The organism is Maledivibacter halophilus (assembly GCF_900167445.1).
Taxonomy (GTDB): Bacteria; Bacillota; Clostridia; order Peptostreptococcales; family Caminicellaceae; genus Maledivibacter; species Maledivibacter halophilus.
The window spans coordinates 251,362-263,613 of record NZ_FUZT01000003.1 but is presented as its reverse complement, the minus strand read 5'-3'; the positions used below and the strand labels follow the sequence as shown (position 1 = coordinate 263,613).

General features: G+C 33.5%; 12 protein-coding genes. All 12 read left to right on the top strand.

What is annotated here, in order from left to right; all coding sequences use genetic code 11:
* Nucleotides 1–16 precede the first annotated feature (16 nt).
* The 12 genes from B5X81_RS07225 (at nt 17) to B5X81_RS07170 (ending at nt 12,229) form a co-directional block, all read left to right on the top strand.
* Nucleotides 17–337 (top strand): PTS lactose/cellobiose transporter subunit IIA, encoded by a 321-nt coding sequence (locus B5X81_RS07225; protein ID WP_079490538.1) that lies wholly within the window; start codon nt 17–19, stop codon nt 335–337.
* Nucleotides 338–1,654, top strand: a complete 1,317-nt coding sequence (locus B5X81_RS07220) for a 6-phospho-beta-glucosidase (RefSeq protein WP_079490536.1) — start codon at nt 338–340, stop codon at nt 1,652–1,654.
* Between the two features lie 188 nt (nt 1,655–1,842).
* Complete coding sequence (locus tag B5X81_RS07215) at nt 1,843–3,018, top strand: TolC family protein (protein ID WP_170917314.1); 1,176 nt, start codon at nt 1,843–1,845, stop codon at nt 3,016–3,018.
* Nucleotides 3,019–3,171: 153 nt separating this feature from the next.
* Nucleotides 3,172–3,654, top strand: a complete 483-nt coding sequence (locus B5X81_RS07210) for a MarR family winged helix-turn-helix transcriptional regulator (protein WP_170917313.1) — start codon at nt 3,172–3,174, stop codon at nt 3,652–3,654.
* A gap of 20 nt (nt 3,655–3,674) precedes the next feature.
* On the top strand, nt 3,675–5,123 hold the full coding sequence (locus B5X81_RS07205) for a TolC family protein (RefSeq protein WP_079490531.1): 1,449 nt from the start codon (nt 3,675–3,677) through the stop codon (nt 5,121–5,123).
* Between the two features lie 231 nt (nt 5,124–5,354).
* Nucleotides 5,355–5,666 carry a hypothetical protein gene (locus B5X81_RS07200; protein WP_079490530.1) on the top strand — a complete coding sequence of 104 codons (312 nt, stop codon included), beginning with the start codon at nt 5,355–5,357 and terminating at the stop codon, nt 5,664–5,666.
* 286 nt (nt 5,667–5,952) lie between these two features.
* On the top strand, nt 5,953–6,999 hold the full coding sequence (locus B5X81_RS07195) for a V-type ATPase subunit (RefSeq protein ID WP_079490528.1): 1,047 nt from the start codon (nt 5,953–5,955) through the stop codon (nt 6,997–6,999).
* A 20-nt stretch (nt 7,000–7,019) separates the two neighbouring features.
* Nucleotides 7,020–8,984, top strand: coding sequence for a V-type ATP synthase subunit I (locus B5X81_RS07190; RefSeq protein WP_079490527.1), 1,965 nt, complete (start codon nt 7,020–7,022; stop codon nt 8,982–8,984).
* A 31-nt stretch (nt 8,985–9,015) separates the two neighbouring features.
* Nucleotides 9,016–9,438, top strand: a complete 423-nt coding sequence (locus B5X81_RS07185) for an ATP synthase subunit C (protein WP_079490525.1) — start codon at nt 9,016–9,018, stop codon at nt 9,436–9,438.
* 8 nt (nt 9,439–9,446) lie between these two features.
* Nucleotides 9,447–9,752 (top strand): V-type ATP synthase subunit F, encoded by a 306-nt coding sequence (locus tag B5X81_RS07180; RefSeq protein ID WP_079490524.1) that lies wholly within the window; start codon nt 9,447–9,449, stop codon nt 9,750–9,752.
* Nucleotides 9,753–9,762: 10 nt separating this feature from the next.
* Nucleotides 9,763–10,398: a V-type ATP synthase subunit E gene (locus B5X81_RS07175; protein WP_079490522.1), complete on the top strand. Its 636-nt coding sequence runs from the start codon at nt 9,763–9,765 to the stop codon at nt 10,396–10,398.
* A 61-nt stretch (nt 10,399–10,459) separates the two neighbouring features.
* Nucleotides 10,460–12,229 carry a V-type ATP synthase subunit A gene (locus tag B5X81_RS07170; protein ID WP_079490521.1) on the top strand — a complete coding sequence of 590 codons (1,770 nt, stop codon included), beginning with the start codon at nt 10,460–10,462 and terminating at the stop codon, nt 12,227–12,229.
* Nucleotides 12,230–12,252: the final 23 nt, after the last annotated feature.

Genomic DNA, 12,252 nt, shown 5'->3' with positions numbered 1-12,252 from the left:
GGAAGGATTGTTGACTATGAATTATGAGGAGAAGGTTATAAACCTTATCATAAGGGGTGGTAATGCTAGAAGCCTAGCGATGGATGCTATAGAACATGCAAAAAACAATGATATAAAAGCTGCTAGAAAAGCTCTTGAAGAAGCTGGTGAAGAATTATCCCAGGTTCATAATATACAAACTGATTTTATTCAAAAAGAGGCTGCTGGAAATGGCCCTGATATAACATTGCTTATGATACATGCACAGGATCATTTAATGAATGCCATGACCGTAAAGGATATGGCCACAGAGTTTGTCAACTTATATGAAAAAATGCATTTAAAGGAGTGTCTGTAAATGAAGGGGATTAAAATAGTTACAATAGGTGGAGGTTCTAGTTATACACCTGAGCTGGTAGAAGGCTTTATAAAACGCTATGATGAACTGCCAGTGAGGGAACTGTGGCTTGTGGATATACCAGAGGGTCAGAAAAAGCAAAATATAGTTGGAAATCTTGCAAGGAGAATGGTAAAAAAAGCAGGAGTGCCTATGGAGATCCATCTTACATTGGACAGAAGAGAAGCTCTAAAGGATGCTGATTTTGTTACTACACAAATAAGAGTAGGGCTTTTAGATGCTAGGGAAAAGGACGAAAAGATACCATTAAAATATAATGTCATAGGACAGGAAACAAATGGCCCCGGTGGATTATTTAAAGCCCTTAGAACTATACCTGTAATACTGGATATAACAAAGGATATGGCTGAGCTTTGTCCTAATGCATGGCTTATAAATTTTGCTAATCCTGCAGGCATGGTTACAGAAGCTGTACTAAGATATGGGAAGATTAAAAAGGTAGTAGGTCTTTGCAATGTACCAGTTGGTATGCAAATGAATATAGCAAAGCTCCTTGAAGTAGATTCTAGTAGAGTGCGTATAGATTTTGCAGGGCTTAACCATATGGTGTATGGACTTAATGTATATCTTGATGGTAACAATGTAACTAATAAGGTTATTGATATGATAACAAGTGAAAATCCAAGTATGACAATGAAAAATATAGCTGATTTTGGCTGGGAAAAAGATTTTATAAAAGCCCTTGGAATAATACCTTGTCCATATCATAGATATTATTATAAAACAAGAAAGATGGTTGAGCATGAGATAGAAGAATCTAAAAAGGATGGAGTAAGGGCAGAGGTAGTTAAGAAGATAGAAAAAGAGCTTTTTGAGCTCTACAAGGATGAAAAGCTTGATATAAAGCCACCACAGCTTGAAAAACGTGGAGGCGCATATTATAGTGATGCTGCATGCAACCTTATAAATTCAATATATAATGATAAAAAAGACATACAACCTGTTAATACAAGAAACAATGGAGCCATAGCAAGTATAGATGATGATTCTGCAGTAGAAGTGAGCTGTGTTATTACAATGGAAGGGCCAAGACCTATAACTGTAGGGGATCTACCTGTTTATGTTAGAGGACTTGTAAATAGTATAAAATCCTTTGAAAGGGCTGCGGTAGAGGCGGCAGTTTCTGGAGATTATAGTAAAGCGTTGTTGGCAATGACTATAAATCCACTAGTACCATCCGATGAGGTGGCTAAGGAAATACTTGATGAAATGCTTCAGGCTCATAAAAAATACCTTCCAAAATTTTTCAAAGAATAGTATAAAAAGAAAGATACAAGGGGGCAATTCTCTTGTGTCTTTTTTCTTCCTACTGTAAAAGATACCTCTGTAGTGAAATCAATTTTTAATACAATATTAATATTTATGACGTTGACATAGAGAGGAAAGTAATGTAAAATCAAAGAATAATCGACCAATGAGTCAGCATGTTAGGAAGGATGATAGTAATGAAAAAATATGTTGGTAGTATTATTCTTGCTTTAGTTTTATGCTTTACCTTAGTAGGTACAACTTTAGGTGAGAATAACATAATTAATAGTATGGACTTTCAGGGGAAGGGTATTGACTTAAGCCTAGATAAAGCCATTGAGATTATAATAGAAAGCAGTCCATCCATAGAGGAGTCAAAGCTTGATTTAGAGCAGGCTGAGGTTGACTATGATAAATATAGGAGAGACCTTAGGGACGTAAAAAAGGTGATTAATACTAGGGATGAAGATTCTATAAAGTATCTGCAGTCAGTAAAATTGCTTGAGATTACTGGTGAATATGGATTGGAAAGTTCTAAAAGAAATTATGATGCCACAATAGAAAAGCTAAAGGCTGAGGTGGAGCAGGCTTATTACGGATTGCTTCAGGCACAGCAGCTTGAAGAGATTAATAAAGCTAATGTTGAAATAGCAAAGGATTTATATGAAAAGACTAATAAAAAGCTTGAATTGGGACTGGTTCCTAAGCAGGAAGTAATTAATAGTGAGCTAAATATGATTAAAGCAGAAAATGATTACAAATCTGCACAAACTACAGTAAAGAATGCTAAAATGTCTTTGAATATGATATTAGGCCATGATGTAATGAAAGAATTGAAATTGAAAGATGAATTAAAATACAAGGAATTTCAATTAGAGGGTATTGCAGATGCAGTATCAAAGGGATTGTTAAACAGAAATGAAATTAAAGCAGCAGTGGTAGGACATGAGCTTGCACAGGTTAATTTCCGTATAACAGAAAAGAAATATCCTGATATTACATATCAATATAAAGAAGCCAAGCTCGATCTGCAAAAAGCAGAAAAGAAACTCGAGGATGCTAAAAAAGGTATCGAAATAGAAATAAGAGGAAATTATTTAAATGTTGCCCAAAAGCAAGAGGAAATAAAAGCAGGAGAAAAATCAGTGGAATTGGCAGAGGAGGCCTTAAGACTAAGTCAATTATCCTATGATGTAGGGATGAGTGTACTAACAGATGTTCAAAAGGCTCAAACAGCATTACTTCAGGCTAAATTGGGACTTTCACAGGCTGTACTGGATTATAATCTGGCCGTTTTACAATTCGAAGATTCCATAGGAGTAGGAAGATCTGCCATGCCTTCTGTAGGTAGTCAGGGAGGCGGAGAATTTTAAAGTATGTATTAAAATATTACAATGGAAGCTCTTTAGTACAAAAATGTATTAAGGAGCTTTCTTTTTTGTAAAAGTTAACATATAAACTATTTACATATAAAATATATAGTAGTATAATACTGTTATGTAAAAATTATATATGGGGGTGGATTGGTGAGTAAGGCAAAAAAACTGTATAAAAGCTATAATTGGATAGGTGAAATTGCCAATAAGACGATTATTGAACTTCAGAAAACCGCTGGAATATTGGAAGAAATACATAATACTTTTTTTAACCAATTTGATATATCAAGCACTAAATTCAATCTCTTAGTCATTTTATATAATTCTTCACAGGACGGTATAACCCTGTCCGAAATAGGTGAAGAAATGTTAGTTACTAAGGCTAATATAACTGGGCTGGTGGATAGGCTTGAGAAACAGGGTTATGTAAGCAGAAAAAGACATAGTCAGGATAGAAGAAAAGTTATAGCCGCAATAACAAAACAGGGTAGGAAGTTTACTGAAAAGGTTATTAGGGAATATAAAATATGGTCAAAGGATGTTATGACTATTTTAAATGATGAGGAGAAAAAACAATTATTGAACTTGTTTAATAAGCTTCAAAGAGGTTTGGTCAGTAAAAATCTGGTGTAAAGAGAAAGGAGTAAGAAATAATGAGAAAAAATAAGTTTTTGATAGGTGTTTTAATTTCACTGCTTCTATTTAATGTGGCTTTTGCAGGAAATAGTTCTAAGGAGGAAGAAAAAGCTGTAGAAGTCAGGAAAAATATGTCTCTTAATATAGAAGAAACAGTTCAATTGGGACTTGAAAAAAGTATAGATCTAAAAGTAGTTAGGAATGAAATAGACTTAAGTGCCTTAAAGCAGGATAGGACAGAGTATTTGAGTAAAAAACTTGAAGATGGAGATAAAAAAATAGAAAAGGGAAAAGAGGAATTAAATAAGGCCGAGGATCTTTTAGATAAGGGAATTTCTCCTGTTGATAAAGAAATAAATCTTCCCGATGGGTCTACTATAGATATTGAAGCTGGTAAACCAATACCTGATAGTATAAAGGACATAGTAATACCAGGTATGAAGGAGGAGCTTAAAAATAGAAGGGGTGACCTTGGTGCAGGTAAATCTCTCCTTATAGATTCATTACAGGAAGCTGGAATATCTATATCAGAAAATCTAAGCTTTGATAGTTTAGACTCATTAAATGTTGATTCAACATCAAATTTAATGACAACTATGGCAGATATATCATACGAAGTAACAAATGCTTCATATAATATCTACAAGAATCAGATTGCAATGCTTATACAAAAAAACTACTATGATGTATTAAAGGCTCAGAAGATGGTTGAAGTTAAGAAGAAAGCCATGGAAAGAGCTAAAAAGCAGTATGAATTTGCAAAGGACAGCTATGATGTAGGAATGAAGGCCAGGGACGATATGTTACTATCGGATGTTTACTATAAAGGAACTCAGATAGAGTATAGAAAGGCCCAGGGAGACCTTGAAAATGCCCTTATTGAGTTAAAGAAAAACTTAAATATTCCCTTGGATACAAATATTGAGCTTACTGATGTTTTAGTAGATGAAAGAGAAATACCAGATTTAGATGAAGGCTTGGAAAGTGGTATTAAAAATAGATTAGAAATAAAGAAAACCCTTGGAGAAGTTGCCATATATGATTTAAACTTCGAAAAAATTAAAAAGAAATATCCTGATATAACTTATCAATATAAGGAAGCTAAACTACTTAAAGATAAGGCGAGATTAGGTTATGATAAAGCCATTAAAGATGTAGTATCACAAGTGAGACAATCCTATGAAACCCTTATAACTGTAGGAGATATGCTTGAAAAGGCAAAGGATATGGTGGAAAGGGCCCAGGAGAATGTTGAAATAGCAGAATATAAATACAAAGAGGGTCTTGGAACTGATAGTACTCTCCTTAAAAAATTGGATATTGAAATGGCAGCTGGAACCATTGTTGAGGTGCTGGCAGCTGAAGAAAATTTATCCAATGTTGAAGAAAAGGTAGTTGAAATAATGTACAGCTATAATATGGCAAAAGTAAAATATTACAATGATGCAGGAAAATTCATTTATTAAAATTATATAGGCCAGGAAATTGCATAATTCTTTTGTTTCGTTTTATAAACCTGTTTTTCCATATAAGTTTTAATGGGAAAACAGGTTTATAAAAACTTTGTATAATTGGATATTGGGATTCTTTTAGAAAATTTACCATAAGTTTGAAGAAATGATATATAATATAATTATGTTGTCAAGTTTCTGGGGATTATTAGGGTCATAGCTTTGTCCTATAGGAGGGGAATACATGTGGAAAACATAATAAATAGAATAGTGGAGATAGATAAAAAGGCCTTGGAGATAGAGAATAAAACTAAGAAAATAGTAGGGGAAAATGGTGCAAGATTAAATAAAAGACTAAATGAAATAGAAAAAAAAGAATTGGAAAAGGCTAGAATTAAGGGAAAAAAAGAGTATGAAAAACTACTTAATGAAGGAAAACGCAAAAGTAAAGAAATCCAGTTAGAAACCAATAAAGAATGTGAAAAATTAGAAGAAAGTTATAGAATGATCCACAAAAAATTGGAAAAAGAAATATTTCATGAAATTTTTAAACCTTAAATTTGTTCATCTTTAAAATTCCAGTAATATTAATCCAGCAAATAAACTAATACAATCAATACAAAACATTTCAAAATATCTATTAAAACATCAAACCACAAAATTATACTAATCATTACTCTTTAAATTTGTTTATCTTCAAAATTAATCTTAAACTAAAACTTAAATAATCCAAAAGAATAACCCCAGGCTTTAAATTTCAACTTAAAGTTCAACATTAACTTTAATTTTGGACTCAATAAGCATTGACCTAAAGGTAATTGTCTACCATGAAGGATGTGAAGCAATGGGAAGTATTAAAAAATTTGCTGCTATAAATACAAAGGTACGGACATTAGAGGGAAGATTGCTTACAAAAAATGACTATAGCAAATTAATATCCATGAGAAGTGTTAAGGATATAGCAATATATTTAAAGAATAATACTGCCTATAGAGAGGTGATGGAAGGCGTTGATGTTACATCACTTAAAGTGCAGGAGCTGGAGCTGCTCCTTAAAAGATACATAGTTAATCAGAATGAAAAGCTTATACATTATTTTACCGATGAATATAGAAGGCTATTTAAAATTATTTTTATAAGATTTGAAATAGAAGATTTAAAATTGTTTTTAAGGGCAATTACAAGAAAAGAAAAACTTGTAGATGTTAAAGAATTGGTAGTTTATTCAGGGGTATATAGCACCATAGATTACGATGCCCTAAGCTTATCGAAAAGCCTAGAGGAGTTAATAAACAACCTTAAGGGGACTATTTATTATGATGTACTTAAGTTCTATAAAAATGAGAGTCTTGAAAAAAGACTGTTTTACATGGAGATGTCCCTTGACAGATTATATTTTAAACTCCTTAGCCAGCGTATAGAAAGATTAGATAGTAAGGATAGGAAGGTATTTGGGGAGTTTCTTGGAAAAAATATAGATCTTTTGAATCTTCAGTGGATATATAGGGGTCTTAGATTTTATAAACTTTTACCCGAGGAACTTATTAACTATACCCTCCATAATGGATATTATTTAAATTTTAAAAGAATAAAGGAGCTTTGTTATACAAAGGATGAAAAAGAGCTTATAAGAAAGATGATTGATTCTAAATACGGCTTTTTGTTTGATAATAAGGATACCCTTGAAATATATATGGAAAGACGTATAGAAAGATATTTGTATTTTTTGTTACTTGACTATAAAAAGAGAGAAAAGATGAATATAATGGAATCTGTTGTTTATAGACATCTCTTAGAATACGAGATGAGGGATATAATTTCCATAGTGGAAGCTGTACGCTATGGTATGGATGAAGAAAACATTAAAAAATTCCTTGTAAGAAAGTTTTAAATAAGGGGAGGTGGGAAAAGATGACAGTGGCAAAAATGGAAATGCTTAATCTGGTTGCACCTATTAGGTATATAGATAAAATTTCAAGAGAAATAGTTCTGCTTGAAAATATTCATATGGTCAATGCCTTAAATGAGATAAATGAAGATAATTTTACCTTGTCTATAGCAGAAGAAAATATAGAAGAGCTTGTAGATATGTGTGTCATAAAGGCATATAGAGAGGAAAGGGATTATAAAGATATATCTGAGAAAATTAATAATTTAATGGATTATTTGCAGATAGAAAAAAATATAAAACGCAAATATATTGAAGAGGAATATGATTTTGAGACTTCTATAGGAGAAATAGAGGATATTTATGAGGATATTGAAGGGGTTTATAGGGAAAAAACACAATATCATGAAGAGTTAAAAAGGATAAAGGAGTTTGACAGTCATATACACCAACTTAGGCAAACCAATGCAAATCTTAGTATTTTGAAGAATCTTCATTTTTTTAGTTTTAAAATAGGCATATTATCTAAAGAAAATATAAATAGGCTCAAGAAAAATTATGAAAATATATCGGCAATTGTCCTGCACATAGGAAGTAATGAAAAAGGAGAAGTGTATCTTGTAATCAGTCCTAAGGATCTTGAAACTGAAACCAATAGGACATTACATTCTGTAAGGTTTTATGAGCTGGATATTCCCAAGGAGTTTTTAGGAACCCCCGATGAAATAGTTGTAAATATTGAAAATAAAGTAAGAGAAAACAAATCTCACCTTGAGACTATAAATAATAAGCTTGAAAAATTAAAAGAGGAATATGGAGCTGTAGTAGAGAGGGCGTATAGTAGGCTAATGTTGGAAGAAGAAATTTCTAGGGTGAAAAATGAAACTGCCTGCACCCAGAGTTATTTCTATCTATCGGGCTGGGTACAAAGTAGTGAAAAGGAAAGAATAAAGGATAGATTTAGGAAATACGGGGAAAAGGTTATCCTTATGTTTAAGGGTGTCAGTGAGGTTCATAAGTATATAATACCGCCTACCAAGCTTAAAAATAATAGGTTGACAAGACCCTTTGAGGCTTTAGTAAAAATGTACGGAGTTCCATCCTACAGTGAAATGGATCCTACACCGTTTTTGAGCATAACCTATATGCTTTTGTTCGGTACTATGTTTGGAGATGTTGGTCAGGGACTTGTATTTCTTCTAGCAGGACTTTACTTAAGTAAAAAAAATAAAAAAGGCTTATATGGAGGAATATTAACAAGGCTGGGAATAAGTTCGACTATATTTGGCTTTTTATATGGAAGTGTTTTTGGATTTGAACATATTATTCCAGCTTTACTGGTTCATCCTATAGAACATATAGATTTTATGCTTATGGGGTCGGTGGTAATAGGTATAATAATGCTTATTACAAGCTTTGGATACAGCATTGTTAATAAATTAAAGCAAAGGGATATGAAGGAAGGTCTATTTGGTAGAAATGGCCTCAATGGATTAATTTTCTATTTGGCCCTTCTCGGTATTGTGGCCAATGTGGCCCTTGATAAAGAGATAGTTCCATCGGGTTTGCTGTATGTAATAGTATTAATTTCCTTGGTGCTTATTGTGATAAGGGAGCCTCTAGCCAATTTGATACTTAAGAAAAGGCCCCTATATAATGAGGAGGCCTCTAGTTATTACATAGAAAGTGGCTTTGATATTTTTGAAACTCTTTTAAGCATGATGAGTAATACGATTTCCTTTATAAGGGTAGGAGCATTTGCCCTTAACCATGTTGGGCTGTTTATAGCATTTCAAACCATGGCCAAGATAGTAAACAACTTTGCAGGAAGCATAATTATTTTCCTGATAGGTAATATAATTATAATATGCCTAGAGGGCTTAATAGTATTCATCCAGGGACTAAGATTAGAGTACTATGAACTTTTCAGCAAATATTACATGGGAGAAGGAATTGAGTTTAGGCCAGTGAGATTAGCTGACAATTAAGACTAAAAAGAAACTTGGGAGGTTTTAAAAAATGAAATATATATTAATTTCTTCAATAATAATTGTTGCGTTGACAATAGGCGCTGGAGTGATGATGACATATATGAATTATGAGGCATCAAAGTCTAAGCTTAAAAAAGTGCTGGGGTTTAATTTATCCGGGTTTATTCCCCTTATGCTAATAGCTCTTATAGTTTTGATACCTGATATAGTTTTAGCTGCTCAGGATAGTGCAGGCAGTCCATCGGGGTTAGGTTTTATAGCAGCGGCTCTTTGTACTGGTCTTGCAACTATAGGGGCTGGATATGCAGTTGGAGCAGTTGGCTCTTCAGCTTTAGGGGCAGTGTCGGAGGACCCTAAAATACTTGGAAAAACTTTGATATTTGTTGGCCTTGCTGAAGGTATAGCTATATATGGACTTATTATTTCTATATTGATTCTTGGTAGATTATAGGTGATTTTATGAGATCCTATTTAATATGTGATAACAGGGAGCTTTTGATAGGTATGAGACTGGCGGGAATTGAAGGAGTAATAGTAAATACAAGGGAAAAGGTTCTAGAGGAGATGAAGAAGGTACTATCAAATGAGGAGATAGGCATTGTAATTATTACTGAAAAGGTATTATCTCTGGCAGAAGAGGAAATTATGAAATTGAAACTAGAGAGAAAATATCCATTAATCACAGCAATACCCGACAAGGATAATGAGAAAAGGGAAGACTATATAGCAAAATATATAAGAGAATCAATTGGAATCAAAATATGAGGTGGTAACTATGATAACAATGGAAGGAAAACTGGATGTATTTACAAAGCTGGTATTGGAAAAGGTTCAAAGGGAATATGAGGAGAAGAAGAGGGAAATAGAAAAGGGGAATAATGAAGCTATACAGAAACATAAGCTGGACATAGAGGAAAAATCGAATAAAATTATTTCTAATATGATAAATAAAGGTGAGATACAAAAAAACAGATTGGTGTCAAAGGCCAAGGTTGAAAAAAAGAGGGTTCTCCTAAGCAAAAAGGAAGAATTACTTGGTAGGATAATAGATAATATAAGATTAAAGGCTGTTCAATTTACATATGAAGATAATTATAGAGCTTATATGGAAGAAAGTCTAGCTATAGTATTGGAAAATCTAAAGAACAAAAAAGCTATAATACTTTTTATAAGAGATAACGATAGGCCTAAGTTTAATAAAATGATAAATAATTTAATAAAGGAAAAGAATTTTGATACTAAAAAAGTGGAATTCGAAAGTCTAAAGGACGATGCCATAGGTGGAGTTATAGGTGTAGATAAAGAAAAAACCATAAAGGTTGATTGCTCTATTAAAACCAGAATAGAGGATAATAGGAATCTAATGGGACAAAGGCTATATGATGTTTTGAATTCAAGTCAAATAACTTGATTTTAACTTTAACCTCGACCGTAGGCAGTGGCAAAGAAGACAATAACACGGGGTGATTCATTTGAAGAAAAATGAAGGTGAAATAATTTTTATAAATGGACCTGTTGTAAAGGCAAGGAATATGGCTGATTTTAAAATGAGAGAAATGGTAATGGTGGGTGAGAAAAAGCTCATAGGGGAAGTTATTTCTATTGATGGTGATGAGGGTACAATACAGGTTTATGAGGAAACAGAAGGGTTAAAGCCTCTGGAAAAGGTAGTATCTAAGGGGAGACCATTATCCTTAAAGCTTGGACCTGGAATGATAGGTAATATATTTGATGGTATAGAAAGACCCCTCCAAAAAATAGATGAAATTTCTGAGGGCTTTATAGCAGAAGGAATAGGTCTTATTTCCATTGATGAGAAGAAAAAGTGGGAAGTGAAATTATGTGCCTGTGAAGGTGATTTTTTAACAGAGGGAACTATCTTTGGCAATGTTCAGGAGACATCTTTGATAATCCATAGATTGCTTATACCTCCCGGAATAAAGGGCAGGGTAAAATGGATTGCAAAGAGCGGCAGTTATAACGTTGAAGAGACATTAGTTGTTTTAGAGGATGAAAATGGAAATGAGCATAATTTGAAAATGTATCAGGAGTGGGCTGTAAGGGATCCACGTCCAGTGAAGGAAAGACTTCCTATAGAGCTTCCCCTTGTAACCGGCCAAAGAGTTTTGGATATATTTTTTCCCATTGCCAAGGGTGGAACCGCAGCAATACCTGGAGGATTTGGAACTGGAAAGACAATGACACAGCATCAGCTTGCAAAATGGTCCGACGCTGATATCATTGTCTATATAGGCTGTGGTGAGCGTGGGAATGAAATGACTGAGGTATTAGAGGATTTTCCAAAGCTTATTGATCCCAAAACCAACAAGCCAATAATGGAGAGAACTATTTTAATAGCAAATACTTCTAATATGCCGGTTGCCGCCAGAGAGGCCAGCATATATACAGGTATAACAATGGCAGAATACTTCAGGGACATGGGATATCATGTTGCAGTTATGGCTGATTCTACATCCAGATGGGCAGAGGCCCTCAGGGAGATATCGGGAAGGCTTGAGGAAATGCCTGCTGAGGAGGGATATCCTGCATATTTGCCATCGAGACTTGCTCAGTTTTATGAAAGGGCAGGCTATGTAACAACCTTAAATGGTGAAGAGGCATCGGTTACTATTATAGGAGCTGTATCTCCAGCCGGAGGAGATTTTTCTGAGCCTGTTACTGAAAATACCAAGAGATATGTAAATGCTTTTTTAGGACTGGATAAAAGATTGGCATATGCTAGACATTATCCTGCAATTAATTGGTTAACCAGTTACAGCGGCTATATAAAAATTCTAGATGACTGGTATAGTGAAAATGTAAGTGATAATGCATTGGATATCAGAAATAGGTTTATGGAAATACTTCATAAGGAAAATAAGCTTCAGGAGATTGTACAGCTTGTGGGTGAAGATGTACTTCCCGATGATCAAAGGTTGATACTTGAAATATCAAAAATAATTAAAATAGGCTATCTGCAGCAGAATGCCTTTCATAAAATAGATACATATGTTCCTATAAAAAAGCAGTATGAAATGTTAAAGCTCATTGATCATTTATATAAAAGGGGATATGAAGGAATAAAGAAAGGAATACCAATATCCCAGATAAAAGACAGGAAAATATTCAATGATGTAGCTAAAATGAAATATACTATTCCCAATAATGATTTAAGGGGAATAGAAAAGCTAAAAGAGGAAATTGATGGGTATTATGATGAGTTAATGGAGAAATATGAATAAACAATTTATATACCTAATTTTAA